The organism is Lysobacter luteus, from assembly GCF_907164845.1.
Lineage (GTDB): Bacteria > Pseudomonadota > Gammaproteobacteria > Xanthomonadales > Xanthomonadaceae > Novilysobacter > Novilysobacter luteus.
In genome coordinates this window covers 502,600-529,505 of the sequence record NZ_OU015430.1, presented here as the reverse complement: position 1 = coordinate 529,505, position 26,906 = coordinate 502,600, and the positions used below count along the sequence as shown (strand labels likewise).

The window sequence follows — 26,906 nt, the reverse complement described above, 5'->3', positions numbered from 1 at the left end:
CGATGCGGCGGTGGCAGGCACCGCCGGTCCCCTATACTCGGCCCGGAGTCTACGGGGATGACGCGATGTCGGATGCGCACCTGTTCGCAATTGGCGTAGTTCTGGCCTGGTTGGCCGGCGTTCGCGTCTACCTGACCGTGTTCGGGGTCGGCATCGCCGGCTTCTTCGGTTGGCTGGACCTGCCGCAGGCGCTGGAGGCGACCAGTTCGCCGTGGGTGCTGGGTGTCTCCGGCGTGCTGGCAGTGGCGGAGTTCTTCGCGGACAAGATCCCCGGGGTCGATTCGGGCTGGGACCTGCTGCATACCCTGCTGCGGGTGCCGACCGGCGCGTTCCTGGCCGCGGCAACGCTGTCACCGGACGGCGAGCTGGGCGCTGGCGCACTGGCGACCGGTGCCGGCGTGGCGCTGGCCAGCCATGCGCTCAAGGCCGGGTCACGCGCACTGCTCAATACCTCGCCCGAGCCCATCAGCAACTGGACCGCGTCGGTGGGCGAGGACGTGGCCGCCGTCGGCGGCCTGGCGCTGGTATTCACCTACCCGTGGATCGCGCTCGGCCTGGTGGTCGCGATCAGCCTCACCATGGCGACCGCGGTCTGGTGGCTGTGGCGGGTGCTGTTCCGGCGCCGACCGAAGCCGGTGCCGCCGCGGTAACAAACGCCCCGCAACCGATCCCCGGTGGGACCGGGGACCCGCGTTGCCTCAGCCTTCTATCTGGCGCGCCAGGTAGTTCTGCTCGCCGATCCGCTCGATCAACGACAGCTGGGTCTCGATCCAGTCGATGTGCTCTTCCTCGGACTCGAGGATCTCGGCGAACAGGTCGCGGCTGACGAAGTCGCTGACCTGCTCGCAATGGATGATCGCGTCGCGCAGCGTCTGCAGCCCTTCCAGCTCCAGCGCCAGGTCGCAGGCCAGCAGCTCGCGCGGGTTCTCGCCGATGCGCAGCTTGCCCAGCGCCTGGAAGTTCGGCAGGCCGTCGAGGAACAGGATGCGCTCCGACAGCTTGTCGGCATGCTTCATCTCGTCGATCGACTCGTGGTACTCGTGGTCGGCCAGTTCCTTCAGGCCCCAGTTCTTCAGCATCTTGGCGTGCAGGAAGTACTGGTTGATCGCGGTCAGCTCGTTGTAGAGCGCCTTGTTGAGGAATTCGATGACCTTGGCGTCGCCCTTCATCGCCATGCTCCTAGTGCGGGGATGGCGGTGACTCTAACGCGGCCGGGGGTGCCGGTGATGGAACGCGAATCAGGTGCATCCGCGGTCGCCGGTGCTGCAACCTGGTCAGGCGGCCTGCTGGAACATCGGCAGTGGCAGCTCGCGGCCCGCGCGGGCCTCGGTGAGCACCTGTGTCGCCAGCTCGACGCAACTACCACAACTGGCCCCGGCGCCGGTGCGCATGGTCAGCTCCGACATCGTCCTGCAGCCGGCCTCAGCCGCCTGGCGGATGTCGTTGTCGGTCACCCCGTTGCAGATGCAGACGTACACGTCGTCGAACCCGGCTGGCAGCCCTTCGCTGCAGGACGGATTCGACTACGAATGAGAATGATTGTCAATTAACAGGAGCCGACCCACCGTCGCCGCGACGTGCGGGGCGCGCCCGCTGGCGATGCCGGTTCCAGCCCCCATGGGCGCGTTGTTCCGGCCCGGGCAGTGGAACGGCCGTGGGCCCGGCGATCCGCTGGGCGAAGGGAGCCAAATGGCGCAGGGCGCGCGCATACACGCCGCGCTTGAACACCACCACGTGTTCCAGCGGATACCAGAAGTCGACCCAACGCCAGTGGTCGAACTCGGGGGTATCGGTCAGGTCCAGCCGCAGGTCGGTCTCGCGGCCGGTCAAGCGCAGCAGGAACCAGACCTGCTTCTGGCCGATGCAAACCAGGTGGTCGTTGCGGCGGATGGCACGCTGCGGCAGGCGGTAACGCAGCCAGCCCGGGGTCGCGCCCAGCACTTCGACGTGCTCGGGCAACAGCCCGGTCTCCTCGCGCAGCTCGCGGTACATCGCCTCCAGCGGTGTCTCGTCGCTGTTCATCCCGCCCTGCGGGAACTGCCAGCCATCACGCCGGACGCGGCGGGCCCAGAACAGGCGGCCGTCGGGATGCATCAGCACGATGCCGACGTTGGGTCTGAAACCGTCCGGATCGATCACGATGCGGACTCCTGAATCGACTGACTTGCGTCACTGTGCCCGACTCTGCCACGCGCCCCGTGGGACGACAAGCTCGACAGGGCCTTGCAGGCGAGGTCATTGACAAGCGAGCCGCGTACAGGAAAAATTCGCGGTTCCCCGAGGCTATGTAGCTCAGCCGGTTAGAGCACGTCACTCATAATGACGGGGTCGGTGGTTCGAGTCCACCCATAGCCACCAAATTCATCAACGTAATCAATGCGTTGCGCCAAAAAATCCCGCCCTTGGAGCGGGTTTTTTTTGTGCCTGTGGCCCGCCCCCGCCCCTGCCGCGCCGCCGCCGGCCTTGGTCGTTGGATCCGCCAGACAAATCGGCTTAACTCGGGTCCTTGACGCCAACCCGGAGGGTCTCGGAATGCGCAACGCATCTTGGTATTCCCGTTTCGCAAAGGCATCTTCGCGCTTTTGCGGTCACCCGCCTGTCTTCACGTTCGCGGTGGCGCTGATCCTCGGCTGGCTTATCACCGGCCCGCTGTTCGGCTTCAGCGACACCTGGCAGTTGGTGATCAACACCACCACCACAATCGTGACATTCCTGATCGTGTTCCTCATCCAGAACACCCAGAACCGGGACACCGAGGCCATCCAGATCAAGCTTGATGAGCTTATCCGCGCGACCCAGGGCGCCCACAATGCACTCCTGGACCTGGAGGACATCGAGGACAAAAACCTGGAAGCGTTTCGCTCGAAGTACCGCGCCCTTGCCGCTACAGCCCGGGCAGACCTGGCCGCGGGCAACCAGGACACGGGTACGCCAGAACCCTGAGTCACGCGGGTGCAGATGCGGTCAGTCCGCGATCAACACGACGTCCGGTCGCATGGCGGCGAACTGCAGGGCATAGGCGAGTTCCCCGCGTGAGTTCGCATGTACCTCGACAGCGGCTGCCCGTTGTCCACGATGTCCCCCGCCCGCAACGTGCACACGATGCCGGCTTCGGCATGCGTCGGCCCGATGCCGCGCCCCACCGGCTCGCTGCCGTCAGACAGGTGGATACCACTCGCAATCCCAGTTCCTCCGCGACGAATCCCAGTCGACGCGCTATGGAATTAGCGGCGGCCTGCGTTCGCATGCTTCGTCCCGGCACTGTGCCGGGAACAGGCGGCGGGATGTTGATCGACGTCAAGCCATGCGTCGGTAGTCAGGTGCATGCTGCAATGATGATGCGCTTCCCACTCCTGCCGACCCTCCTGCTACTGCTCGCTACGCTGGTGGCCAATGCCGCCGTGCCTTTACCAGCATCCGTAGCGGGAAGCGACGGCCTGCAACCCGGCGAGTTCCAATGGAGTCCGCAGCAGACGCCCGTCGGGCCGCTGGTGGTGTTCATCAGCCTCTCCGCCCAACGCGCCTATGTCTACAGCGACGGGGTTCGCATCGGGGTGTCGACGGTCAGCACCGGCAAGGCCGGTCACCAGACGCCGCCGGGGGTTTACACCATTCTGCAAAAGCGCCGCGAGCACTTTTCCAACCTTTACGACGATGCCCCGATGCCCTTCATGCAGCGGTTGTCGTGGGACGGCTTGGCGCTGCATGCAGGTTCCCTCCCGGGTCACCCCGCTTCCCACGGGTGCGTGAGACTGCCCCACGGTTTCGCTGAAATCCTGTTCGGTCAGACCCGCGTAGGCACCGTAGTGGTGATCGCGGAAGGCGGCACGCCACCCTCGGCGGCCGCGGCGCCGGGGGTCCTGGCGGCTTCCGGGATGGATGTGGCTGGCCAGGCGGCTCCGTCCGGCTTTTCATGGTCGCCGGAACGCGCTCCGGTGGGTCCTCTGACCGTAGTGCTCAGCCTCGCCGACAGCGCTGTCGTAGTCCGGCGCAACGCGGTGGAGATCGGCCGCGCCGCGGTCATGCTCGACGACCCTCCGGCCACGGGCACCCGAGCCTATGTCGTACTCGACACCAACGGCAGCGAGCCCGGAGCGGAAGCGCGGGCGGGCGTCGCGCCGCGCTGGCTGTCGGTCTATGCCTCTCCGGCGGCGGTGCCGGATACGACGATCCGCGAGGCGGTCGAATCCGGGCGCATCGCGGTTCCACCCCACTTCGCAGAGCTGGTCAGGAGCCAGTTGCGCCCGGGCAGCACGCTGGTGATCACGGATGGACCGTTGAACTCACCGACGCTTCCATCCGAACAGGTGCTCACCAGCGACCAGCCTGGCACGGACGAACGCTGAATCCCCACGCCGCGGAACTTGATCTCCGTCAATACAAGGCCACATCGTGCTGCCCGCCAACCCGTGAGGCAGTGCCGCCCCGGTCAGGGGCGGTTGACCAGCCGGTACAGCAGCAAGCCCCCGAGCATCGACGGCACGAACCAGAGCGCTTCGGTGGAACCCACGCCCAGCCCGGCCAGCGCCGGGCCCGGACAGTAGCCGGCGATTCCCCAGCCGATGCCGAACAGCGCGGCGCCGCCCAGCAGCCTGCGATCCACCCTGGTGACACCGGGCACCCGGAACGAATCGGCCAGCAACGGGCTACCCCGCCGCAGGACTGGCCGGAACAGCACCAGCGTCGTCATCACCGCGCCACCGAGCACGAACAGCAGCGTCGGGTCGAACTCGCCGGCCACGTCGAGGAAGCCGAGGATGATGCGGGCGTCGGTCATGCCCGACATCGCCAGGCCAAGCCCGAACAGTGCGCCGGACGCCAGCGCGGCGAAGGTGAACTTCTTCATGTCCAGCTCCCGAGGTGGTGCACGACGAAGGTGGTTGCGACGGCAGTGGCCATGAAGGTCACGACCGCCACGATGGAGCGCGTGGACAACCGGCCGATGCCGCACACGCCGTGGCCGCTGGTACAGCCGTTGCCCATGCTCGTGCCGAAGCCGACCAGCAGGCCCGCGGCCACAAGCGCCAGCGGTGGGAAGCCGGCACGCGGCTGCGGGGCGCCGGGTACCAGCGCCATGTACAACCCGGCGGCGAGCACCAGCCCGACCAGGAACGCGGCCCGCCACGCGACGTCGCCGCGGACCCGGAACACCACCCCGCCGATAATGCCGCTGACCCCGGCCACCCGGCCGTTGAGCCACAACAGCAACGTCGCCGACAGGCCGATCAGCACGCCACCCGCAAGGGCAGTCCACCAGGCCATGGTCATTGGGCACCTGCCAGCTGGTTGATTGGCAGTCGCAGGTAGCGGATGCCATTGGCGTCCGGGGGCGGCAGCTCGCCGGCGCGGATGTTGACCTGCAGCGCCGGCAGGATGAGCCTGGGGGCGGCCAGGCCCGCGTCACGCCCGGTGCGCAACTTCACGAAGCTCGCCTCGTCGGCATCGCCGCCGACATGCACGTTCTTCTGGCGCTGTTCGTCCAGCGAACTCTGCGCGCGCGCCTCGCGCTCGGCGGGCGGGTAGTCATGGCACAGGAACAGCCGGGTGTCGGCTGGCAGCTCGAACAAGCGCCGGATCGAACGGTAGAGCTTGCCCGCGTCGCCGCCCGGGAAGTCCGCGCGGGCGGTGCCGGTTTCCGGTGCGAACACGGTGTCGCCCACGAAGGCGGCATCGCCGACCACGTAGGTGAGGCTGTCATCGGTATGACCCGGCGTGGCGACCACCCGCGCCCGCAGCTCGCCGATGGCGAACTCGTCGCCGTCGGCGAAAAGCCGGTCGAACTGGCTGCCGTCGGTAGGGAAATCCGGCTCCAGCCCGAACAGGGTCTTGAAGCGGGCCTGCACCGCGGTGATGCCGCGGCCGATCGCGACCCGCGCGCCGGTTTCGCGCCGCAGCTGCGCGGCGGCCGTGAGGTGGTCGGCATGGGCGTGGGTTTCCAGGATCCAGTCGACCGTCAGCGCGTGCTCACGAACAAAACCGAGCACACGGTCGGCAGAGGCCGTCGAGATGCGAGCGGCCGCCGGATCGAAGTCCAGCACCGGATCGACGATCGCCGCGTGACCACCGTCCCGGTCGTACACCACGTAGGTGAACGTCGACGTGGCCGGGTCGTAGAAGCTTTGGACAAGCGGATTCATGCATGTCTCCTTGCCATTACCTTTAGCTATTGCTAAATTAGTGTCGTCATGATCTCTTGTCAAGCGATACCTAAACTACATGCCGATGAACACCGCCCCCGCATCCGTCCCCCGCCGCAGCCTGCCCTCGATTGAGGAAATGGCGCGTCATGCCGACCAGGCCGCAGCCCTGCTCAAGGCGCTCGCCCACCCCGCGCGCCTGCTCGTGCTGTGCCAGTTGGTCGAGGGCGAGCGCTCGGTCGGCGAGCTGCAGCCGATCACCGGGCTGAGCATGTCCGCGCTGTCGCAACACCTGGCCGTGCTGCGCGAGATGGCACTGGTGACGACCCGGCGCGAGGCACAGACCATCTTCTATTCAATGGCGCCCGGCCCCGCCGCCAGCGTGCTGGACGTGCTGTACGCCGCCTACTGCGGCCAGCAGGAGGTGGCGCAGTGACCATGCTGGAGTTCCTGCTGGGCGCACTGGCCGGCAGCGCGGTGGGTTTCACCCTCGGCCTGGTCGGTGGCGGCGGGTCGATCCTCGCGGTGCCGTTGATGGTCTACCTGGTTGGCGTGCAGGACCCGCACGTGGCGATCGGCACCAGCGCGCTGGCCGTCGCCGCCAATGCGCTCATCGGCCTGACCGGCCATGCCCGCAAGCGCAACGTGAAGTGGCGCTGCGCGGCCGTGTTCGCCACCGCCGGCGTCGTGGGCGCGTGGTTCGGTGCGATGCTCGGCAAGGCGATGGACGGACAGCGGCTGCTGGTGATGTTCGCGCTGCTGATGCTGGTGGTGGCCGGGTTGATGTTCCGCTCGCGCGGCCGCGAGGGCGACCCCGCAGTGGTGCTGAACCGGGGCAACGCGCCGCGGCTGCTCGGCTCGGGCGCGGCGACCGGCTTGTTGTCGGGTTTCTTCGGTATTGGCGGTGGCTTCCTGGTGGTGCCAGGGCTGATCGCCTCGACCGGCATGCCGATCCTGTTCGCGGTCGGCTCGTCGCTGGTCGCGGTCACCGCGTTCGGGCTGACCACCGCACTCAGCTACGCCAGCTCCGGGCTGGTTGCCTGGCCGCTGGCGGCCGTTTTCATCGGCGGCGGCGCAGTCGGGAGCCTGTTCGGCACCCGGCTGGCGACGCGTCTGGCTGACCGCAAGGGCGCGCTCAACACGGTGCTCGCGGCACTGATCGTTGTGGTCGCGCTGTACATGCTCTACCGCACTGCGACCGAACTGGGCTGGCTCTGACCGCCCGCTCCACCCCCCCCCACCAGGAGGCACGACATGTCCCAACCCAAGTGCTATGCCGACGACCATTACTCCGCAGGCCAACCCACGCCCGAGCAGCTGGCCGCACTGGCACGCGAGGGTGTGCGCACGGTGATAAACCTGCGCGCGCCGGACGAGGCGGTCGACTATGACGAGGCGGCCGAAGCCGAACGGCTGGGCCTGCGCTACGTTGCGCTGCCGGTGCGCGGGGCCGATGACCTCGACCGCGAACGCGTGCGCGAGTTCGGCCGCGAGCTGGATGCCGCACGCGCGCGCGGCCCCGTGCTGATCCACTGCGCCAGCGGCAACCGCGTCGGGGCGATGGTGGCCCTCGACGAAGCCCTCAACCGCGGTTGCGACCTCGACAGCGCGCTCGACCAGGGCCGCCGCGCCGGCCTCCAGGGACTGGAGCCGGCAGTGGTGGAACTGGCGGGCCGCGAGGGAGCTGCATCATGAAGACTGCTTCGATGATCTTCCGCCAGTTGTTCGAGCCGGTGTCCTCCACCTACACCTACCTGCTGGGCTGCGAGGAATCCGGCGAAGCGGTGCTGGTCGATCCGGTCATGCCGGCATGGCAACGCGACCTGGAGGCGGTCAGCGCACTCGGGCTGAAGCTGGTGATGACCATCGACACGCACATCCATGCCGACCACATCACCTCTGCATCGATGCTGCGCCGCGAGGCCGGCAGCCGCATCGCGACGCCGGCGCTGGACGGCCTGCCGTGCACGGACGTCGCCATGCATGACGCTGTCCCGCTGCAGGTCGGCGGCTTGCGGATCGACCCCATGCATACGCCCGGCCACACCGACAACCATTTCGCCCTGCTGGCGGGCGACCGCGTGTTCACTGGCGACGCCCTGCTGATCGACGGTTGCGGTCGGACCGACTTCCAGAGCGGTGATTCGCGTGCGCTGTACCACAGCGTGCGGGGCCGCCTGTTCGGGCTGCCCGACGACACACTGGTGTACCCGGCGCACGACTACAACGGCCGCCGCGTTTCCAGCATCGCCCAGGAACGCGCGCGCAACCCGCGGCTGGGCGGCGAGCGCAGCATCGAGGAATTCGTCGACCTGATGGCCAACCTCGACCTGCCGTACCCGAAGTTCATCGATTACGCGGTGCCGGGAAACCGTGCCTGCGGCGAGTGCCCGCAGGACCTGCCGCCGAGCCTCCGCGAGTACTGTCCGGAAATGGCCGAAAGCCCGCAGGGTTGAACCGCTGAAGACGCGCGGCGTGCTCAGGTGGCGTCGGGGTCGCGGGGGCCGGTTACCGTGGCATCGCGGATCAGCAGCGCCAGCTTGCCCGGCACGCCGTCCCATTTCGCGGCATCGGGCATGGCCGGGATGCGCTTGTCGATCACCGGCCACATCGGCGCCAGCTCGGCGTTGATCGCGATGAAGGGTTCCTGCCCGGCGGGGACATCGGCTTCCGGGTAGATCGCGCCCACCGGGCACTCGTCCACGCACAGCGTGCAGTCGATGCACTCGACCGGGTCGATGACGAGGAAATTGGGGCCTTCATGGAAGCAGTCGACCGGGCACACCTCGACACAGTCTGTGTGCTTGCAGTTGATGCAGTTTTCGGTGACGACGTGGGTCATTGGGGGTGTCGTCCTTGCTTGCTGAACGGTGTCCATGGTCGTGCCGGCGACATGGCGCGGCCCTGATCTGGGTCAAGTCGTACCGGCGCGTACGGAGCGAGACTGCGCCCAACGAAACGACCAACCCCCTGGAGCAAGAACCATGATCCGCAAGCTTTCCCTTGTCGCCGTGCTTGGTGCCGTGGCCATCCCGGCGATGTTCCTGGCCGGCCCGGCGGCGGCCGCGACCTGCAGCGCGACGGTCGAGAGCACCGACGCGATGAAGTTCACCACCGCAAGCCTGGTGGTGCCGAGCTCGTGCAAGGAGTTTACCGTCAACCTCAAGCACACCGGCAAGCTGCCCAAGACCGTGATGGGCCACAACTTCGTGGTCGGCAAGGCCTCCGACGTCGCCGGCATCAACACCGATGGCATGAAAGCCGGCGCCGATGCGAACTACGTCAAAGCCGGCGACGCGCGCGTCATCGCCGCCAGCAAGGTCATCGGCGGCGGCGAGTCCACCACCGTCAAGATCCCGGTCGCCAAGCTGAAGGCCGGCGAGCAGTACAACTTCATCTGCACCTTCCCGGGCCACTCGTCCATCATGAAGGGCACGCTGACCCTGGGCAGCTGACCGCTCCCCGACCCGGCCATCCGGCCGGCAGCGGCGGCCTCCGATGCGAACCATCGGCGGCCGCCGCGTTCGTTTTGGAGGTTTGACAGCACGATGGCTGCATCACACACGCTCACCGAGGCCGACCTGGCCGCACTGGTCGACCGCTTCTACGAAAAGGTCCAGCGCGACCCCGAGCTCGGACCGGTGTTCAACCCCGCCGTCCACGACTGGGACGAGCACAAGGCAACGTTGGTGGACTTCTGGTCCTCGGTGGTGCTGCGGACCGGCCGCTACCGCGGCAACCCGATGGCGATGCACCGGCCACACCCGATCGACGCCGCGCACTTCGACCACTGGCTGGCCCTCTGGCGCGAGACCGCCGTGGAGGTCACCGGCGAGGAGAACGCGGCCGTGCTGTGCGACTTTGCCCACCGTATCGCCGGCAGCCTGAAATACGGCCTCGGCCTGGATGGCCAACGTCGTCCGCTCGGCCTGCCCATCGCCGGGGATCCTGAAACCAAGAAGCGGAATTGACGACGGTCAAGGCGGCCGTTCCCGACCGGGCCTAGCCTGTCCCCATGCACACGAACCCATCCTTCGACGCCGACCTGCTGCGTCGCTACGACCGGCCCGGGCCGCGGTACACCTCCTACCCGACCGCGCCGCAGTTCAGCAGCGCATTCGGCGAGGCGCAGCTGCGCGACGCGGCGGCTGCCAGCAACGGCGACCCGATTCCGCGCCGGCTGTCGCTGTACGTGCACGTGCCGTTCTGCATGAGTCCGTGTTTCTACTGCGGCTGCAACCGCATCATCACCCGCGACCTGTCGCGCGGCGAGACCTACCTGGTCCGGCTGTACCGCGAGATCGCGATGATGTCGGAGTTGTTCGACCGCGACCGCGAGGTGATCCAGCTGCACTTCGGCGGCGGCACCCCCAACTTCCTTGCGCCGGCGCAACTGGCCGACGTGGTCGATACCCTTCGCAACCACTTCCGGTTCTCGGAAGCGCGCGAGCGCGACCTGTCGATCGAGCTGGACCCGCGCTTCGTGTCGCCGGCCGACGTGCTCGAGCTGGCCCGGATCGGTTTCAACCGCGCCAGCCTGGGCGTACAGGACTTCGACCCCGCCGTGCAGGCGGCGGTCAACCGCATCCAGTCGGTCGAAGAGACGGTTGCGATCATCGACGCCTGCCGCGAGGGCGGCATGCGCTCGGTCAATGTCGACCTGATCTACGGGCTGCCCAAGCAGAACCACGCCGGCTTCTCGCGCACGCTGGACACGGTGGTGGCCGCGCGCCCGGACCGGCTGGCGGTCTACAGCTATGCCCACCTGCCGGAGATGTTCAAGGCGCAGCGGCAGATCGACGCCGCCGACCTGCCGACGGCCACCGAGAAGCTCGGCCTGCTGCAGCTGGCGATCGAGAAGCTCACCGCCGCCGGTTACGTCTACATCGGCATGGACCACTTCGCGCTGCCCGACGACGAGCTGGCCACCGCCCAGCAGCGCGGCGGCCTGCACCGCAACTTCATGGGCTACACCACCCACGCCGACACCGACCTCGTCGGCCTGGGCGTGAGTGCGATCAGCCATATCGGCGACAGCTTCAGCCAGAACCCGCGCGACCTGCCGAGCTGGCAGATCGCGCTGGACGAGGGGCGCCTGCCGGTGTTCCGTGGGATGCGCCTGACCGAGGACGACCAGCTGCGCGCCGATCTGATCCAGCGCCTGATGTGCCAGGGCGAGATCCCGATCGGTGCGCTGGAGCGGCGCTACCTGATTGATTTCCGCGACTATTTCGCCTCGTCGCTGGAGCGCCTGCAGCCGCTGGTGGACGACGGGCTGGTCCGGATCGAACCCGACCGGATCGTCTCGACCTCGCGCGGACGGCTGCTGCTGCGTAACATTGCCATGTGCTTCGACCATTACCTCGACCAGCCGGCCCACGACCAGCCCGCCACGCCCCGCTTCTCGCGCGCGATCTGAGGGCTGCATGGAAAACCCGGTGAACCCGACCGCGTTCCCGCGGCAGGACACGCGCACGCTCGCCGACGACGGCGACGAGCTGCATTTCTGCTCAACCTGCGCGTTCTCGCAGGCCTGCCTGTCGGAAGGCATGGACAAGAGCGGACTGATGGACCTGCACATGCTGGTCGAGCACGTCGGTCCGTTCCGCGCCGGCGAGCACATCTTCCGCGAGGGCGACCCGTTCGAGGCGATCGCCGCGGTCCGCGCCGGCACGGTCAAGACCTACGTGATCGACCGCGAAGGACGCGAGCACGTGCTCGGCTTCCACCTGCCCGGCGAGGTGATCGGCCTCAACGCAATCGACGGCGAGCACTACCCGTGCAACGCGGTCGCGCTCGACACCGTGATGCTGTGCCGGTTCTCGTTCCCCAAGATCTCGGTGCTGGCCGCGCAACTGCCCGGCCTGCAGCGGCACCTGTTCCGCCTGCTCAGCCGCGACATCGGCCGGGCCGCACTTCTGGCGGGCGACTGGACCGCCGACCAGCGCATGGCGGCGTTCCTGATCGCGCTTTCCCGCCGGCTGGCCGCACGCGGCTTCTCGGCAACGCGCTTCCAGCTGACGATGGCACGCACCGACATCGCCAACTACCTGCGACTGGCGCCGGAAACGGTGAGCCGGGTCCTGCGGCGGTTCCAGCAGGACGGACTGCTGCAGGTCGACCGCCGCGAGCTCGAGCTTGCCGACCGCGACCGCCTCGAAGCCCTGGCCGAGCCCGTCCTGCGCGGTTGAGCGACCGCGTCCGGCACGTTCGGTGCACGGGCGTTCATGAATCGACAACATCCGGGCCGACACCATGGCGCCCGGGGTTCGCATGTGTCCGGCGGCGCGCTGGATCGCGCAGGTTGACCTGAATCAAGGTGCAATACGCTGGCACGGGCGAACATCTCGTCGACTGAATCGGGAGATCGTCAATGAGCAGTACCCGCAAACTATGGATTGCCCTCGCAATCCTGCTGGTCTCGTCGTTCGCCGTACTGCTGTGGTCAGGCTCGGAGATCTTCCGCGCCGCGCCACCGGTGCCCGAACGCGTCGTCACCGAACAGGGTGACGTGATCTACACCAAGGACGACATCCAGCGCGGCCGCCAGGTCTGGCAGTCGATTGGTGGCATGCAACTGGGCTCCATCTGGGGCCACGGCGGCTACGTCGCGCCGGACTGGAGCGCGGACTGGCTCCATCGCGAAGCGGTCGGCGTGCTCGACCTGTGGGCACGCGCCGATGGTGGCGCGGCGACCTACGCGCAGTTGCCGGGCGAGGAGCGCGCGCAGCTGCAGGGTCGCCTGCAGGAAATGATGCGGGCCAACACCTACGACCCGTCGACGCAGACGGTGACGCTTTCGCGCGACCGCGCGCTGGCGATCTCCAACGTGGCCGCGCACTACGAGAGCCTGTTCGGCAACGACCCGGCGACGGCCGAGTTGCGCGAAGCCTACGCGATGAAGAACGACACGATCCCGGACGCCGACCACCGGCGTGCGCTGACCGCGTTCTTCTGGTGGACCGCCTGGGCGGCCGCCACCGAGCGTCCGCTGGCGGAAGGCGAGACCCTCGCGCCCGAGCAGGCCGGCGTGCAGCCGCACCGCGTCACCTACACCAACAACTGGCCGAGCGAGCCGCTGATCGGCAACCGTCCGCCGCCGTCGATGTGGGTGTGGTCGGCCTTCAGCGTGCTGTTCCTCATCCTCGGCATCGCCGTACTGGGCTGGCACCACGCGGTCACCCACGGCCGCGGCGAAGAGGAGCACACGATCCCCGCGCGCGACCCGTTCGCGGCATTGCGCATCACTCCGTCGATGCGTGCCACCGCCAAGTACTTCTGGCTGGTGCTGGCGCTGTTCCTGACCCAGATCCTGCTCGGCGCGATCACCGCGCACTACCAGGTCGAAGGCCAGGAGGCATACGGCTTCGCGTTGTCGGATGTGCTCCCGTACTCGATCACCCGGACCTGGCATACCCAGCTCGCGGTGCTCTGGATCGCGGTGGCGTGGCTGGGCACCGGCCTGTACATCGCACCGGCGCTGTCGGGGCATGAGCCGAAGTTCCAGCGGTTCGGCGTCAACTTCCTCTTCATCAGCCTGATCGTGATCGTGGTCGGCTCGTTCGCCGGCCAGTGGTTCGCGGTGATGCAGAAGATGGGGCTGGAGAACAACTTCTGGTTTGGTCACCAGGGCTGGGAATACGCCGACATGGGTCGGTTCTGGCAGTGGTACCTGTTCATCGGCCTGCTGTTGTGGCTCACCCTGGTCGGGCGGTCGCTGTGGCCGATCCTGCGTGGTGACCGTGGCGCCGACGGCAAGGCCAGCGAGTCGCGGCACATCGTTGCCCTGCTGTTCCTGTCGACCGTCTGCATCGGGTTGTTCTTCGCCTCGGCCCTGATGTGGGGCGAGCACACCCATATCTCCGAGGTCGAGTACTGGCGCTGGTGGCTGGTGCACCTGTGGGTCGAGGGCTTCTTCGAGGTCTTCGCGACGGCGGTGATGGCGCTCATCTTCACCCGCCTGGGCCTGCTCAAGACCTCGACGGCGACGATCGCGGTGCTGTTCGCGACCATCGTGTTCATGGCCGGCGGCGTGCTGGGCACCCTGCACCACCTGTACTTCGTCGGCACGCCGACCTCGGTGGTGGCGCTGGGCGCGAGCTTCAGTGCGCTGGAAGTGGTGCCGCTGGCCTACATCGGCTTCGAGGCCTACCACACCTACAAGCTGGGCAAGGCAACACCGTGGATGGTCCGCTACAAGTGGCCGATCATGTTCTTCCTGTCGGTGTCGTTCTGGAACCTGATCGGTGCGGGCCTGTTCGGCTTCCTGATCAACCCGCCGCTGTCGCTGTACTTCATGCAGGGCCTCAACCTGACCCCGCTCCATGGCCACACCGCGCTGTTCGGCGTGTACGGCATGCTCGGTATCGCACTGGTACTGTTCTGCATGCGCGGCCTGCGCGGGCAGATGGTGTGGAACACCGGCGCGCTCAAGCTGTCGTTCTGGGCACTGAACATCGGCCTGGCACTGATGGCGGCGCTGACGTTGCTGCCGCTGGGCACGATGCAGCTGCTGGCGGCGATCGAGCACGGCTACGCGTACGCACGCTCGGCCGAGTTCATGCAGCAGCCGATTGTCGATCTGCTGGTGTGGATGCGTGTGCCGGGCGACACGATCTTCAGCGTTGGCGCAGTCGCGCTGGCCTGGTTCGTGCTGCGGCTGTGGATCGCGCCACGTCGCGCCGAAGTCGGCGATGCCGTGGTCGAGACGCGCGACCACTGACGGTCGCTATCGCTGGACCTTGGACGGGGCGCCTTGTGCGCCCCGTCCTGTTTGCGCAGTCTGACCTGGATCAATGCGCCCACCACCGCTGGAGCCCACCCTAGCCACCATGGATATTCGACCCACTCCCGCGCCCGGACTCTCGCCCCGCCAACTGGCCGAGGCACCGCACCGGCTGATGTTCTTCATCGGCGCCACCAACCTGCTTCTGGCGATGGCCTGGTGGGCCGCGTGGCTCGCATCGGCGCGCTGGGGCGCGCCATCGATGCCGCAGACCGACCCATACGCCGGCTGGCTGCACGCCTTCGTGATGCAGTACCAGATGCTCCCCAGCTTCTTCTTCGGCTTCCTGCTGACCACGTTCCCTAAGTGGATCGGGCTGCCCGACATCGACCGCTGGCGCTACCTGCCGGTCGGGGCCGGCCTGTTTGGCGGACAACTCGCCACGCTGCTCGGCGCCGCGGGTTGGGAGGCGGGCATCACCGTTGGCCTGCTGATGACCCTGGCCGGCTGGCTGGCCGGCCTGCTGATCCTGGGCCAGTTGCTGCTGCGCGACCGCAGCGGGAACTGGCATGCACGCTCGTGCTTCGCCGCACTTGCCCTCGGGTTCGTCGGCCTGGCGTGCTGGGCCGCATTCGTGCTCGGCGGCTCCCCGCTGCTGGCCTTCGCGAGCATCAAGATAGGCAGTTTCGGCTTGCTGCTGCCGGTGTACCTCACCGTCGCCCACCGGATGTTTCCGTTCTTCGCAAGCCGGGTGGTGCCGGGCTACCAGCCCTGGCGGCCGTTGTGGCTGCTGGCCGCTTTCTGGCCACTGGCGATCGGCCACCTGGTGCTGGAGCTGCTGCACGCGTACGGCTGGCTGTGGCTGGTCGATGCGCCGCTGCTGGTACTGACCGGGCTGATGCTGTGGCGCTGGTGGCCGCGCGGCGACAAGCCCGGGATCCTCTCGGTGCTGTTCATCGGGCTGGCCTGGCTGCCGTTGGCATTCGCGTTGTACCTGGGCCAGAGCATCGCCTACGAGCTCACCGGTGTTTACTGGCTCGGCCGCGGACCGGCACACGCGTTGTTCGTCGGTTTCTTCGGCAGCGTGCTGGTGGCGATGGTCACGCGCGTGACCCAGGGGCACTCGGGGCGGCCGCTGGTGATGCCGCCGGCAGCCTGGTTCGCGTTCATCGCGATCCAGGTGGTCGCGGCCATCCGCGTCGCCGCCGAGGTGCTGCCCGACATGATGACGTGGCATGCCATTGCGGCGATCGGCTGGCTGGTGGCCTTCGCGCCCTGGGTGATCCGGATCGGGCGCATCTACCTCGCTCCCCGTGCCGACGGCAAGCCCGGTTGACCCCCAACAAGGAAGGTTACGAATGATCGAGTTCTACCCCCAGATCAAGGCGGCCCACATCGGCCTTGCACTGCTCAGCGGCGGCCTGTTCGCGCTGCGCGGCGCCGGCGTGCTGGCCAACATGCGCTGGCCGCACTGGACCGTGGTGCGCTGGACCAGCTACACCATCGACACCTCGCTGCTGACCGCGGCGCTGATGCTGCTGACGATCCTGCCGGGCGCGCTGTTCTCCAACGGCTGGCTGACGGTCAAGATCGTGTTGCTCGTGGCCTACGTCGTGCTTGGCGTTTTCGCGATCAAGCGCGCCCGTACACGCATGACCCGGGCGGTGTGCTACGTCGCCGCGCTGGCGACCTTCGGGCTGGTCTATTCGATCGCGCGCGCCCACCACCCACTGGGGTTCCTGTATGGCCTCCTCGCCTGACGGCACGCTGCCAAGCGGCACCGCCGACGACCGGCCGTGGCTGGACGCGCTGTTCCTGGGTCCCTACGGCGAGAACGACGCGCTGCTGGAAAAGCTCGTCGTAGAGTTCCTGCGCGACCACGTCTACTGGCGCCGCAACTTCCACCCCGAGGACCCCCCGGCCATCTCCACCCACGCCGCGCTGCACCCCGAGTACCAGGCACTGGAGGCGCGCCTGCGTGGCGAACTGCACCAGCTGTCGGCCGCGCTCAAGCGCTCGGTGCCGTTCCACAGCCCGCGCTACATCGGCCACATGGCTTCCGACCTGCTGTTGCCGGGCCTGGCCGCGCAGATCCTGACATTGCCGTACAACCCCAACAACGTCAGCGAGGATGCGGCGCCCGTCACCATCGACCTGGAGGTCAAGGCCGGGCTGCAGCTGGCGCGGATGCTCGGCTATCCCGATGATCCGGCGCGGCCGGACTGCGCTTTCGGCCACCTGACTTCCGGTGGCACCGTCGCCAACTACCAGGCGCTGCGGCTGGCGCTGGCACTCAAGGCGTTCCCGGTGGCGTTGCGGGCCGCGGGCGTGCCCGACATCGGCGTGCCCGATGACGACTGGTCCGCGTTCAACCTGGGTCCCGATGCGGGCATCGCGCTGCTCGAACGCGCGAACGCCTGGCTGGCCGCGCAGCCGCCGCGCGAGCAGCGCCGTTGGGTGCGCGCGGTGCAGAAGGAACGCCTCGAGTTCCTCGGGATGATCGACTTCTTCGCCAGGCACCCCGAGCTCAAGGTGCCCAAGGTGCTGGCACCGATCACGGCGCACTACTCGTGGAGCAAGGGCCTGAAGCTGCTCGGTCTGGGGCGCAACCAGCTCGAGCTGCTGCCCGAGCGCGGCATGCGGCTGGACGCCGGGGCACTGGAGGATGTGCTGGCGCGGTTCGAGCGCGAGCGGCAACCGGTGCTGCTGGCCGTCGCCGTGCTGGGCACCACCGAATACGGCACGGTGGACCCGGTCGATGCGGTCGTCGACGCGCGCGAACGGTGGACGGCAAAGGGGATGGGTTTCAGCGTGCACGTCGACGGCGCGTGGGGCGGCTACCTCGCCACCCTGTTCCGCAACGAGGACGGCAGCCTGCGCACGATCGAAGAGGTCGGCGAAGGCTTCGCCCGCTTCCCGCTGCCGGAGGTGCACGCCGCGTTCGCCGCACTCGGCCGGACCGACTCGGTCACCGTCGATCCGCACAAGCTGGGCTACCTGCCCTATGGCGCCGGTGCGTTCATCTGCCGCGACCACCGCGCGGTCGCGCTGCTGGCCGAGGCTGCCGACTACGTCTTCCACGACACTCGCGACGACGACTACCACGCCCGCTATCGCCGGCTCGGCCAGTTCGTGCCCGAAGGCTCCAAGTCCGGCGCCGCCGCCGCCGCGGTGTACGTGACCCACAAGGTGCTGCCGCTCGACCACGCCCACTTCGGGCGGTTGCCGCGACAGACCGTGCTCGCGGCCGAAGCGTTCCACGCCGGCAGCGAGCGGCTGGCCGCGGCGCTGGAGGGCGTCGCCCGGGTGTCGGTGCCGTTCGCTCCCGACAGCAACCTGGTATGCCTGGCGATAAACCCGGCCGGCAACACCGACCTGGGCACGGCCAACGCTTTCGTGCGGCGCCTGCACGATGAACTGCGTGCCGACCCGCGCCAGCCACTCCAGCTCAAGCAGTTCTTCGGCTCGATGACGACGCTGCGGCCCGAGGCCGTCGGCGAGGTGGAGATGGCCCGCATCCTCGCCTCGATCGGCATCGATCCAGCCACGCTCGACGCCGACGGCGACGACAACGACAAGCTGGTGATCCTGCGCCACACCCTGATGAATCCGTACCTGATCGACCACACCAACGGCATCAGCTACATCGAGCGCTACCTGGACCACCTGGGCCGACGCATCGACGCGCTGCTGGCCTCATGAGCACGATCGACCTGCGCGACTGGACCAACGAGGCGCTTGCCAAGCTGCGGCGCGAAGCCGCGCGTTCGGCGGATACCCACCTGCTGCGGCTCGAGTTCGACGGATTCCCCGGGATCGACTTCTACTTCAAGGACGAAGCCGCCCACCCGACCGGCAGCCTGAAGCACCGGCTGGCGCGATCGCTGTACCTTTACGCGCTGTGCAACGGCCGCTTGCGTCCGGGCCAGGCGGTGGTCGACGCGTCGTCCGGCAGCACCGCGATATCGGAAGCCTGGTTTGCGCGCCTCCTCGGGCTCGAGTTCACCGCGGTGATGCCGGCATGCACCGCGCCGCGCAAGATCGCAGACGTGCAGGCGCTCGGTGGCCGCTGCGATCTCGTCGACGAGCCGTCGCAGGTCTACGAGCGGGCCGCCTGGCACGCCGCGCAGGGCGCCTGCCATCTCGACCAGTTCGGCCTGGCCGAGCGCGCGACCGACTGGCGCGGCAACAACAACATCGCCGAGTCGATCATCGGCCAGCTGGCCGGCGAGCCCCACCCGGAACCGGCGTGGGTGGTGTGCGGGGCCGGCACCGGCGGAACCTCGGCCACGATCGGCCGCTATTTGCGGTACCGCGGACTGCACACACGGCTGTGCGTGGCCGACCCGCTCGGCAGCGCGTTCGCCTCGGGCTGGCGCAGCCGTGATCGCACCGCCGTCGCCGACCACTCCACCGTGATCGAGGGCATCGGCCGCGCGCGGGTCGAACCGGGCTTCGTGTTCGAAGTCGTCGACGAGGTGATCGAAGTGCCCGACAGCGCCTCGGTCGCCGCGATGCGGCTGCTGGAAGAGCAGCTCGGCCGCCGCTACGGCGGCTCCTCGGGGACCAACCTGGTCGCCTGCCTGCAACTGGCGGCACGCATGCGCGAGGCCGGCCAGAGGGGCAGCATCGTCAGCCTGCTGTGCGACCCCGGCGAGCGCTACGACCGCACCCTCTACGACCCGCAATGGCTGGCCCGCAGCGGGATCGACCCCGTTCCCGCCGAAGCCGCCCTCCGCGCGACGCTGGCCAGTGGCGAGTGGCACCCGTACGCCTGATCCCGCGCAACAGGTTCTTGTAGGAGCGGCTTCAGCCGCGACCGGTGGCCATCTCGCCCGCGCCAACTCCGGATCGCGGCTGAAGCCGCTCCTACAGGCCGCGGGATGGCGCGGGGCTCCAGCGATCCGTAGGAGCGACGTAAGTCGCGACCGCGCAAACAAGTCGAACCCTCGCAACGACCACTTTTCGGTGTCCTATCGGAGCGGGCGCCACCGAGCGCCACCGCAGCCAGCGTGCATCGCCTCGTGCGACGACTGCGTGGTCGCGACTTACGTCGCTCCTACGGAAACCATGGGGATCGAACGGCTGCCGTGGTGACGCTTGACCGACATCAGGGCCTTGTTGCCTCGCGGGCAGGATGCTGTCGCGTCTCCCCAGCGCGATACCCCGATGGCCGACCACGACCTCCGCGCGTTCCTGTCCCGCCTCGAGCGCGGCGGCCAGCTGGCGCGCGTCGCCGCGCCGGTCGACCCCGACCTCGAATCGACCGCGCTGTGCCTGCGCGCGTTGCGTGAGGGCGGACCGGCGCTGCTGATGGAACACCCGGTCGGCAGTGACCACCCGCTGTTGGGCAACCTGTTCGGCCATCGCGACCGGATCGAGGCGGCGCTCGCGGGGCGACCGCTGGCCAGCCTGCGGGAGCTGGGTGAACTGCTCGCCGCCATCCGGGAACCGCGTTGGCCCTCGAGCCTGCGCCAGGCGCTGTCGAGTTGGCCCGAGCTTGCCCAGCTGGCGCACGTCGCGCCGCGGCGCGAGCCGGTCGCGGCCTTCTCCGACGAGGTGCTGGCCGGCGACGACATCGACCTGGCGCGACTGCCGATACAGCGCTGCTGGCCCGGCGATGCCGGAAGGCTGATCACGCTGGGGCTGGTGATCACCCGCGGCACGCGCAAGCCGAGGCAGAACATCGGCATCTACCGGATGCAGGTGATTGGCCGCGACCGGGTGATCATGCGCTGGCTGCCGCATCGCGGGGGCGCGCTCGACCATGTCGACTTCCGTGCCGCGCACCCGGACCGGCCGTTCCCGGTGCTGGTGGCGATCGGGGTCGACCCCGCCACCACCCTCGCCGCGGTCGCGCCGGTGCCGGACACGCTGTCGGAGTTCGAGTTCGCCGGCCTGCTGCGTGGTGAGCGGACCCGCGTCTGGCACAGCGAACGCACCGGGCTGGATGCACCCGTCGGTTCGGAGATCCTGATCGAGGGCGTGATCCATCCCGGCGACACCGCGCTGGAAGGTCCGTTCGGCGACCACACCGGCTACTACAACGCGGCCGACCATTTCCCGGTGCTGACCATCGAGCGCATGCACCTGCGGCGCGGGGCGATCTACCAGGGCAGTTACATGGGGCGTGCGCCGTTCGACGAGCCATCGGTGCTGGCCATGGCGCTCAACGACATCTTCGTGCCGCTGCTGCGCAAGGTGTTCCCGGAGATCGTGGACTTCTACCTGCCGCCCGAAGCCTGCTCCTACCGCATCGCGGTGGTGTCGATCCGCAAGCAATACCCCGGCCACGCCCGCCGGATGATGATGGGCGTGTGGTCCTACCTGCGGCAGTTCACCTACACCAAGTTCGTGATCGTGGTCGACGAGGACATCGACGCACGCGACTGGTCACAAGTGGTGTGGGCGATCTCGACCCGCGTCGATCCGGCGCGCGACACCATGCTGGTGGAGAACACGCCGATCGACTACCTCGATTTCGCCACGCCGGTAGCCGGCCTGGGCTCCAAGCTCGGGATGGACGCGACCAACAAATGGCCGGGCGAGACCACGCGCACCTGGAGCCGGCCGATCGTCCCCGACCCGGCGGTCGAACGCCGCGTCGATGCGCTGTGGTCGGCGCTGGCTCAGCCGCCCGCGTCGAGCGCGGGCTCCGCGAACTCGGGATCGTCGAACAGGCGGGGATAGTCGGCCAGCGCCTCGCGCATGCCGGTCACCGGGCCGGTGTCGGCCGGGTCGGCCGCCAGCGCGCGTGCGCCGCCGAGCAGGCGCGCCAGCACGCCGTGCAGGGCCGCGTCGGGTTCGGGCGCGAGCGTGCAGTTCTGGAACATGTAGCCGGCGGCGTCCTCGACGTTCTTTGCCAGCCGCTGCACCTGGGCCGGGTCGAGGTGGCCGTGCTCGCCGTGCGACAGCGCGTCCACCGCGGTGCGCATGCGCTGCATGCCCTCACGCAGTGGCGCGTCAGGCTCCCAGCGCTGGTGGTCGGCGGCGATGTCCGCGGCGGCGGCCGGGTGGGCGGCGTGCGCGGCGTGTGCATCGTGCTCGTCGACCTGGGCGTGCGCCACCTTGCGGCCGGCATCACCGTGGTCGATCGGGGTGTGGCCGGCAACCGCCGGGTGGGCGAACGCGAGCAGCGGAACAACGAGCAGGGCGGTCAATCGGGACATGGCGTGGTTCCTCGATGCAGCGCGCGCGGCGGGACGCCGCGGCCGTTGCCACGATGCTAGCCGCGATGGGTAGGCGCGGACCTGATCCAGGTCAACGACCGCGCCGCGCCCGCCGGTGACGATGCGGCTCCCCGTTCAGGAGTGGCCCATGCAACTGGTCTGTCCCGCCGGCAACCTGCCGGCCCTGCAGGCGGCGGTCGACGCCGGCGCCGACGCGGTCTACGCCGGCTTCCGCGACCAGACCAATGCGCGTGCTTTCCCGGGGCTGAATTTCAGCGACGACGAACTGCGCGCGGGCATCCGCTACGCGCATGCCAAGGGCGCCAAGGTCTACCTCGCGCTCAACACCTACCCTGACAGCGCGCGGCTGGCCCAGTGGCACGCCGCGATCGACAAGGCCGCGGAGTTGGGCTGCGACGCGATCATCGCGGCCGAGATGGCGGTGCTGGCCTACGCCGCGCGCCGCTACCCGGCACTGCCGCGGCACCTGTCGGTGCAGGGTTCGGCAACCACCGCCCCTGCGCTGCAGTTCGCCTACGAACGTTTCGGTATCGCCAGAGCGGTGCTGCCGCGGGTGCTGTCGATCCAGCAGGTCGAGCGACTGTGCGACAAGTCGCCGGTCGCGATCGAAGTCTTCGCCTTCGGCAGCCTGTGCATCATGGTCGAAGGCCGCTGCCAGCTGTCGAGCTACGTCACCGGCGCATCGCCCAACCGCCATGGCGTCTGCTCCCCGGCGAAGTTCGTGCGCTGGGACGAGTTCGACGACGGCAGCCGGACCGCCCGCCTCAACGAGGTGCTGATCGACCGCTTCCAGCCCGACGAGCCGGCGGGTTACCCCACCGTCTGCAAGGGCCGCTTCGAGGTCGGCGGGGAGACGTTCCACGCGCTGGAGGAGCCGACCAGCCTCAACACCCTCGAACTGCTGCCGCGATTGGCGCAGGCCGGGGTGGTGGCGCTGAAGATCGAAGGCCGGCAGCGCGGCGTCGCCTACGTGTCGTCGGTTACGCGCACCTGGCGCACGGCGATCGACCGCTACCGCCGTGAGGCAGGCGACTGGCATGTGCGCGCGGACTGGCAGGAAAACCTGTCGGCGCACGCCGAAGGGCACCAGACCACGCTTGGCCCCTACCACCGTGCCTGGCATTGAGGACGCATCGATGAAGCTCAGCCTTGGCCCCCTGCAGTATTTCTGGCCGCGCGAACAGACCTACGCGTTCTACCGCGAAGCCGTGGAATGGCCGCTGGACGTGGTCTACCTGGGCGAGACGGTGTGCAGCAAGCGCCGCGAGCTGGGCACTCGTGACTGGATCGAGTTGGGCCGCGAGCTCGTCGCCGGCGGCAAGCAGGTGGTGCTGTCGAGCCTGGCATTGATCGAGGCCGAATCCGAACTCGGCGTGCTCGCCCGCCTGGTCGAAGAGGGCGGCTGCTGGATCGAGGCCAACGATTTGTCGGCGGTGCAGTTGTGCCGCCAGGCGGGGTTGCCGTTCGTCGCCGGGCCGACGCTCAACGTCTACAACCACGAGGCGATGGCGATGCTGGTCGAGGACGGCCTTCGCCGCTGGGTGCCGGGCGTGGAACAGGGCGAGGTGCTGGTGCGGGAACTGCGCGAGGCGATGCTGGCGGCCGGCCACGCGATGCCCGAGCTGGAGGTGATCGCCTGGGGCCGGTTGCCGCTGGCGCTGTCGGCCCGCTGCTTCACCGCGCGCGCACTGGACGTACCCAAGGACCAGTGCGGTTTCCGCTGCATCGACTATCCCGACGGCATGCCGCTGGCGACGCGCGAGGGGCGGCCGTTCCTGCGCATCAATGGCATCCAGGTGCAGGGCGAGGAAGTGACCGATCTCGGTCCGGAACTGCCGTCGCTGCGGGCGCTCGGGGTCGACCTGCTGAGGATCTACCCGCAGGCCCGGGGTTGCCGCGAGGTGGTCGAACACTTCGACCTGGCACGCCAGTCGATGACACCGCCGCCGCGCATGGGCGCCCGCAACGGCTATTGGCACGGCGAACCCGGCATGCGCCCGGTCGAGCCGCAGGCCATGCCCGCCTGAGCACCCGGACGACAGGCGTCGTCCGGATGCCGTTACCGCACGGGACTCAGCAGCCGCCGCTACCGCAACCGCAACCGCCTTCGTCGCCGGCGACGCCGGTCACCGCGAAATCGATCACGATGGCGCCCGGCTCGCGCTGGCGGTACTCGATCGAGACCTGGTCGCCGTAGCGCTCGCGCAGCTGGCCCAGCAGCGGAAGCGGGTCGTGGTCGTTGACGAAGCGCATCGCCTCGCCGGGACGCAGCGCCTCGAGCGCGCCGAAGATGGCGGCGTGGCGGAAGCGCTTGCCGATGCCGCGGGCATCGAAGGGGTGGACCTGGATCGTCAGCGGGGTAATCGCGCTCATGGTGGACCTGCCTGTTGGGAGGCCCGCAGGATGACGCCCGCCCGCACGCACGCCATTGACCTGGATCAGCCAGGCCGCAGGTCGGGTCACCACTGCAGGTAGAACATCGCCTTGGCCAGCAGCACGATGCCGACCACGTGCGCGAAGACGCTCAGATGGATGTTCCGGAACACGTTCGACACCAACCGGCCGCGCCGCCGCAGCGCCATCGCCAGCAGGAAGTGGCCGAACACGCTGAGCGCCAGGGTGATCTTGAGCGTCAGCAGCAGGCCGAAGCTGCCTTGCAGCGGGTGCGCAAGTGCGGCCCGGTGGTGCCACGCCAGGCCGGCGCCGCTGCCGTACAGCACCAGCAGCACCCACGGGATCACCTGCCGCGCGCGCACGCCGATCCCGCCTTCGACCAGTGTCATCACCCGCGCCGGCACGCGCCGGCGGACGCCTTCCAGGATCAGCACCTCGAAGAAAACGGTGCCGCCGAACGCGATCGCACCGGACAGGTGCAGGAGCAACAGGTACGGGTAGGCGATCGTCGGCATGGAGGCATGGTCGCTGCTTCGAAGCAGCGCGCCCATGATTCACATCAAGGCCACTTGCACGCGAAGGCCAACGTAGGAGCGACGCAAGTCGCGACGATCTTGTCGAACAAGTACAGGTCGCGACCCGCGTCGCTCCTACGGCCGCCGGTATCGATCAGGCTTGCGCGAACACCAGCGTCGCATTGGTGCCGCCGAAGCCGAAGCTGTTGGACATCACGGTCTTGAGCGTTGCCTCGCGGCTCTCGCGCAGGATCGGGAACCCTTCGGCCTTCGGGTCCAGGTGCTCGATGTTGGCCGAGCCGGCGACGAAGCCGCCCTGCATCATCAGCAGGCAGTAGATCGCCTCGTGGACGCTGGCCGCACCAAGCGAGTGGCCGGTCAGCGCCTTGGTCGACGAGAGCGGCGGCACGTCCGTGCCGAACACCTCGCGCACCGCGCCCAGCTCGACCACGTCGCCAACCGGGGTCGAAGTGCCGTGGGTGTTGAGGTAGTCGATCGTGCCGACACCGCGGCCATCGAGGCCGGCCAGCGCCTGCTTCATGCAGCGCACCGCGCCTTCGCCCGACGGCGCCACCATGTCCACGCCGTCGGAAGTGACGCCATAGCCGACCAGCTCGGCGATGATCTCCGCGCCGCGCGCCTTGGCGTGCTCGTATTCCTCCAGCACCAGCATCCCGCCACCGCCGGCGATGACGAAGCCGTCGCGGTCGATGTCGTACGGGCGCGAGGCGGTCTCTGGAGTGTCGTTGTGCTTGGTCGACAGTGCGCCCATCGCGTCGAACTGCGAGGTCATGCCCCAGTGCAGCTCCTCGCCGCCACCGGCGAACATCACGTCCTTGACGCCGTGGCGGATCAGGTCGGCCGCTGCACCGATGCAGTGCGCCGACGTCGCGCATGCAGCGGAGATCGAGTAGCTCAGGCCGCGGATACCGAACGCGGTCGACAGCGCCGCCGACACGGTCGAACCCATCGTGCGCGGCACCATGTAGGGGCCTACCTTGCGCACGCCCTTCTCGCGCATGAGGTCGCCGGTGGCGATCTGCCATTCCGGCGAGCCACCGCCGGAGCCGGCGATCAACCCGCTGCGCTCGCCGCGGACCTGCTCGTCACCCAACCCGGCCTGCGCGATCGCATCGCGCATCGCCACGTAGGCGTAAGCCGCGGCGTCGCCCATGAAGCGCTTGAGCTTGCGGTCGATCTGCTCGACCAGGTCGATCTGCGGCGCGCCGGCGACATGGCTGCGCAGACCCATCTGCGCGTATTCGGGGATGAAGCGGATGCCCGACTTCAGCGCGCGCAGCGACTCGGTGACGCTCGCCGCCGCATTGCCGATGCACGACACCACGCCCATGCCGGTCACCACGATGCGGCGCGGGGCAGCCCCGGCGACGTTGCTTGCTGCGGCCATGTTCAGAAGCCCTCCGTCGAGGTGAACAGCCCGACCCGCAGGTCGGAGGCGGTGTAGATCTCGCGGCCGTCGACCAGCGTGCGGCCGTCGCCGATGACCAGCGCGAGCTTGCCGCGCATCACCCGGCGGATGTCGATCTCGTAGCTGACCACCTTCGCGTCCGGCAGCACCTGCCCGGTGAACTTGACCTGGCCGACGCCCAGCGCGCGACCGCGGCCGGGCTCGCCGAGCCACGGCAGGTAGAAACCGCAGAGCTGCCACATCGCGTCCACGCCGAGGCAGCCGGGCATCACCGGGTCGCCTTCGAAGTGGCACTGGAAGAACCACAGGTCGGGGCGGATATCGAGCTCGGCGCGGATCACGCCCTTGCCGTACTTGCCACCCTCGGTGGAAATCTCGGTGATGCGATCGAACATCAGCATCGGCGGCGCTGGCAGCTTGGCGTTGCCGGGGCCGAACATTTCGCCGCGGGCGCAGGCCAGCAACTGGTCGTAGTCGAAGGAGGAAGGACGGCTCATCGGGTCGGGCACAGGAATT

General features: G+C 68.6%; 32 protein-coding genes and 1 tRNA gene. 21 read left to right on the top strand and 12 right to left on the bottom strand.

Features of this window, described 5'->3' with window-relative positions; all coding sequences use genetic code 11:
* Positions 1 to 65 precede the first annotated feature (65 nt).
* Entirely contained in the window at positions 66 to 650 is a 585-nt protein-coding gene (locus tag KOD61_RS02495; protein WP_215219503.1) for a DUF4126 domain-containing protein, read from the top strand.
* A gap of 48 nt (positions 651 to 698) precedes the next feature.
* Here KOD61_RS02495 and bfr read toward each other — a convergent pair whose 3' ends face one another.
* Positions 699 to 1,169 (bottom strand): bacterioferritin, encoded by a 471-nt coding sequence (gene bfr, locus KOD61_RS02490; protein WP_215219502.1) that lies wholly within the window; start codon positions 1,167 to 1,169, stop codon positions 699 to 701.
* A 105-nt stretch (positions 1,170 to 1,274) separates the two neighbouring features.
* The gene (locus KOD61_RS02485; RefSeq protein WP_251370628.1) at positions 1,275 to 1,454 is read right to left on the bottom strand and encodes a (2Fe-2S)-binding protein; all 180 of its coding nucleotides are present in this window, start codon (positions 1,452 to 1,454) and stop codon (positions 1,275 to 1,277) included.
* Here KOD61_RS02485 and KOD61_RS12950 point away from each other — a divergent pair.
* Entirely contained in the window at positions 1,390 to 1,533 is a 144-nt protein-coding gene (locus KOD61_RS12950) for a hypothetical protein (protein WP_251370737.1), read from the top strand. The two genes, KOD61_RS02485 and KOD61_RS12950, sit on opposite strands and share 65 nt — an antisense overlap.
* Before the next feature lie 9 nt (positions 1,534 to 1,542).
* On the opposite strand, the gene KOD61_RS02480 is transcribed toward KOD61_RS12950, so the two are convergent.
* Complete coding sequence (locus tag KOD61_RS02480; protein WP_215219500.1) at positions 1,543 to 2,139, bottom strand: RNA pyrophosphohydrolase; 597 nt, start codon at positions 2,137 to 2,139, stop codon at positions 1,543 to 1,545.
* A gap of 142 nt (positions 2,140 to 2,281) precedes the next feature.
* On the opposite strand from KOD61_RS02480, the gene KOD61_RS02475 reads away from it, so the two are divergent.
* From KOD61_RS02475 to KOD61_RS02465, 3 genes are all read left to right on the top strand, one after another.
* Positions 2,282 to 2,358: transfer RNA gene (locus KOD61_RS02475), tRNA-Met, on the top strand.
* Positions 2,359 to 2,532: 174 nt separating this feature from the next.
* Positions 2,533 to 2,943: a low affinity iron permease family protein gene (locus KOD61_RS02470; protein WP_215219499.1), complete on the top strand. Its 411-nt coding sequence runs from the start codon at positions 2,533 to 2,535 to the stop codon at positions 2,941 to 2,943.
* Between the two features lie 341 nt (positions 2,944 to 3,284).
* Positions 3,285 to 4,346, top strand: coding sequence for a L,D-transpeptidase family protein (locus KOD61_RS02465; RefSeq protein WP_215219498.1), 1,062 nt, complete (start codon positions 3,285 to 3,287; stop codon positions 4,344 to 4,346).
* A gap of 83 nt (positions 4,347 to 4,429) precedes the next feature.
* Here KOD61_RS02465 and KOD61_RS02460 read toward each other — a convergent pair whose 3' ends face one another.
* The 3 genes from KOD61_RS02460 to KOD61_RS02450 are packed head-to-tail and all read right to left on the bottom strand — an operon-like array spanning position 4,430 to position 6,137.
* Positions 4,430 to 4,846, bottom strand: coding sequence for a DUF6691 family protein (locus KOD61_RS02460; protein ID WP_215219497.1), 417 nt, complete (start codon positions 4,844 to 4,846; stop codon positions 4,430 to 4,432).
* Complete coding sequence (locus tag KOD61_RS02455) at positions 4,843 to 5,262, bottom strand: YeeE/YedE family protein (RefSeq protein ID WP_407074556.1); 420 nt, start codon at positions 5,260 to 5,262, stop codon at positions 4,843 to 4,845. The genes KOD61_RS02460 and KOD61_RS02455 overlap by 4 nt, the downstream gene beginning before the upstream one ends.
* Before the next feature lie 2 nt (positions 5,263 to 5,264).
* Positions 5,265 to 6,137 carry an MBL fold metallo-hydrolase gene (locus tag KOD61_RS02450; protein ID WP_215219495.1) on the bottom strand — a complete coding sequence of 291 codons (873 nt, stop codon included), beginning with the start codon at positions 6,135 to 6,137 and terminating at the stop codon, positions 5,265 to 5,267.
* Between the two features lie 139 nt (positions 6,138 to 6,276).
* On the opposite strand from KOD61_RS02450, the gene KOD61_RS02445 reads away from it, so the two are divergent.
* From KOD61_RS02445 to KOD61_RS02430, 4 genes are read left to right on the top strand one after another with little or no spacing between them, the layout of a single operon-like run.
* The gene (locus KOD61_RS02445) at positions 6,277 to 6,573 is read left to right on the top strand and encodes an ArsR/SmtB family transcription factor (protein ID WP_251370627.1); all 297 of its coding nucleotides are present in this window, start codon (positions 6,277 to 6,279) and stop codon (positions 6,571 to 6,573) included.
* A 2-nt stretch (positions 6,574 to 6,575) separates the two neighbouring features.
* The gene (locus KOD61_RS02440; RefSeq protein WP_215220249.1) at positions 6,576 to 7,355 is read left to right on the top strand and encodes a sulfite exporter TauE/SafE family protein; all 780 of its coding nucleotides are present in this window, start codon (positions 6,576 to 6,578) and stop codon (positions 7,353 to 7,355) included.
* Positions 7,356 to 7,391: 36 nt separating this feature from the next.
* Positions 7,392 to 7,832, top strand: a complete 441-nt coding sequence (locus KOD61_RS02435) for a fused DSP-PTPase phosphatase/NAD kinase-like protein (protein ID WP_215219493.1) — start codon at positions 7,392 to 7,394, stop codon at positions 7,830 to 7,832.
* Positions 7,829 to 8,593, top strand: coding sequence for an MBL fold metallo-hydrolase (locus KOD61_RS02430; RefSeq protein WP_215219492.1), 765 nt, complete (start codon positions 7,829 to 7,831; stop codon positions 8,591 to 8,593). Before KOD61_RS02435 ends, KOD61_RS02430 begins: the two co-directional genes overlap by 4 nt.
* A 23-nt stretch (positions 8,594 to 8,616) precedes the next feature.
* On the opposite strand, the gene fdxA is transcribed toward KOD61_RS02430, so the two are convergent.
* Positions 8,617 to 8,979, bottom strand: a complete 363-nt coding sequence (fdxA, locus tag KOD61_RS02425; protein ID WP_215219491.1) for a ferredoxin FdxA — start codon at positions 8,977 to 8,979, stop codon at positions 8,617 to 8,619.
* A gap of 142 nt (positions 8,980 to 9,121) precedes the next feature.
* Between fdxA and azu the strand changes: the two genes are divergently transcribed.
* From azu to KOD61_RS02375, 10 genes are all read left to right on the top strand, one after another.
* A complete protein-coding gene (gene azu / locus KOD61_RS02420; protein WP_215219490.1) occupies positions 9,122 to 9,592 on the top strand; it encodes an azurin in 471 nt (156 codons plus the stop codon).
* Between the two features lie 93 nt (positions 9,593 to 9,685).
* On the top strand, positions 9,686 to 10,108 hold the full coding sequence (locus KOD61_RS02415) for a group III truncated hemoglobin (RefSeq protein WP_215219489.1): 423 nt from the start codon (positions 9,686 to 9,688) through the stop codon (positions 10,106 to 10,108).
* Between the two features lie 44 nt (positions 10,109 to 10,152).
* Complete coding sequence (hemN, locus tag KOD61_RS02410; RefSeq protein ID WP_215219488.1) at positions 10,153 to 11,556, top strand: oxygen-independent coproporphyrinogen III oxidase; 1,404 nt, start codon at positions 10,153 to 10,155, stop codon at positions 11,554 to 11,556.
* A 7-nt stretch (positions 11,557 to 11,563) separates the two neighbouring features.
* Positions 11,564 to 12,328, top strand: a complete 765-nt coding sequence (locus KOD61_RS02405; RefSeq protein ID WP_215219487.1) for a helix-turn-helix domain-containing protein — start codon at positions 11,564 to 11,566, stop codon at positions 12,326 to 12,328.
* Between the two features lie 182 nt (positions 12,329 to 12,510).
* The gene (locus KOD61_RS02400) at positions 12,511 to 14,859 is read left to right on the top strand and encodes a nitric-oxide reductase large subunit (protein WP_215219486.1); all 2,349 of its coding nucleotides are present in this window, start codon (positions 12,511 to 12,513) and stop codon (positions 14,857 to 14,859) included.
* 109 nt (positions 14,860 to 14,968) lie between these two features.
* Positions 14,969 to 16,198: an NnrS family protein gene (locus tag KOD61_RS02395; RefSeq protein WP_215219485.1), complete on the top strand. Its 1,230-nt coding sequence runs from the start codon at positions 14,969 to 14,971 to the stop codon at positions 16,196 to 16,198.
* Between the two features lie 22 nt (positions 16,199 to 16,220).
* Positions 16,221 to 16,622, top strand: a complete 402-nt coding sequence (locus KOD61_RS02390) for a SirB2 family protein (RefSeq protein WP_215219484.1) — start codon at positions 16,221 to 16,223, stop codon at positions 16,620 to 16,622.
* Positions 16,606 to 18,564: a pyridoxal phosphate-dependent decarboxylase family protein gene (locus KOD61_RS02385; protein ID WP_215219483.1), complete on the top strand. Its 1,959-nt coding sequence runs from the start codon at positions 16,606 to 16,608 to the stop codon at positions 18,562 to 18,564. The genes KOD61_RS02390 and KOD61_RS02385 overlap by 17 nt, the downstream gene beginning before the upstream one ends.
* The gene (locus tag KOD61_RS02380; protein WP_215219482.1) at positions 18,561 to 19,640 is read left to right on the top strand and encodes a PLP-dependent cysteine synthase family protein; all 1,080 of its coding nucleotides are present in this window, start codon (positions 18,561 to 18,563) and stop codon (positions 19,638 to 19,640) included. The genes KOD61_RS02385 and KOD61_RS02380 overlap by 4 nt, the downstream gene beginning before the upstream one ends.
* A gap of 391 nt (positions 19,641 to 20,031) precedes the next feature.
* On the top strand, positions 20,032 to 21,552 hold the full coding sequence (locus KOD61_RS02375; RefSeq protein WP_215219481.1) for a UbiD family decarboxylase: 1,521 nt from the start codon (positions 20,032 to 20,034) through the stop codon (positions 21,550 to 21,552).
* Here the strand turns inward: KOD61_RS02375 and KOD61_RS02370 are convergent.
* Positions 21,492 to 22,031, bottom strand: a complete 540-nt coding sequence (locus KOD61_RS02370; RefSeq protein WP_215219480.1) for a DnrO protein — start codon at positions 22,029 to 22,031, stop codon at positions 21,492 to 21,494. The two genes, KOD61_RS02375 and KOD61_RS02370, sit on opposite strands and share 61 nt — an antisense overlap.
* 148 nt (positions 22,032 to 22,179) lie before the next feature.
* Between KOD61_RS02370 and ubiU the strand changes: the two genes are divergently transcribed.
* Positions 22,180 to 23,178 (top strand): ubiquinone anaerobic biosynthesis protein UbiU, encoded by a 999-nt coding sequence (ubiU, locus tag KOD61_RS02365; RefSeq protein WP_215219479.1) that lies wholly within the window; start codon positions 22,180 to 22,182, stop codon positions 23,176 to 23,178.
* Between the two features lie 10 nt (positions 23,179 to 23,188).
* Positions 23,189 to 24,079 (top strand): U32 family peptidase, encoded by an 891-nt coding sequence (locus KOD61_RS02360; RefSeq protein ID WP_215219478.1) that lies wholly within the window; start codon positions 23,189 to 23,191, stop codon positions 24,077 to 24,079.
* 46 nt (positions 24,080 to 24,125) lie between these two features.
* Here KOD61_RS02360 and KOD61_RS02355 read toward each other — a convergent pair whose 3' ends face one another.
* From KOD61_RS02355 to fabA, 4 genes are all read right to left on the bottom strand, one after another.
* A complete protein-coding gene (locus KOD61_RS02355) occupies positions 24,126 to 24,425 on the bottom strand; it encodes a DUF2249 domain-containing protein (RefSeq protein ID WP_215219477.1) in 300 nt (99 codons plus the stop codon).
* 86 nt (positions 24,426 to 24,511) lie between these two features.
* Positions 24,512 to 24,961 carry a CopD family copper resistance protein gene (locus KOD61_RS02350; protein ID WP_215219476.1) on the bottom strand — a complete coding sequence of 150 codons (450 nt, stop codon included), beginning with the start codon at positions 24,959 to 24,961 and terminating at the stop codon, positions 24,512 to 24,514.
* A gap of 154 nt (positions 24,962 to 25,115) precedes the next feature.
* Positions 25,116 to 26,369, bottom strand: coding sequence for a beta-ketoacyl-ACP synthase I (gene fabB, locus KOD61_RS02345; protein ID WP_215219475.1), 1,254 nt, complete (start codon positions 26,367 to 26,369; stop codon positions 25,116 to 25,118).
* Between the two features lie 2 nt (positions 26,370 to 26,371).
* Complete coding sequence (gene fabA, locus KOD61_RS02340) at positions 26,372 to 26,887, bottom strand: 3-hydroxyacyl-[acyl-carrier-protein] dehydratase FabA (protein ID WP_215219474.1); 516 nt, start codon at positions 26,885 to 26,887, stop codon at positions 26,372 to 26,374.
* Positions 26,888 to 26,906: the final 19 nt, after the last annotated feature.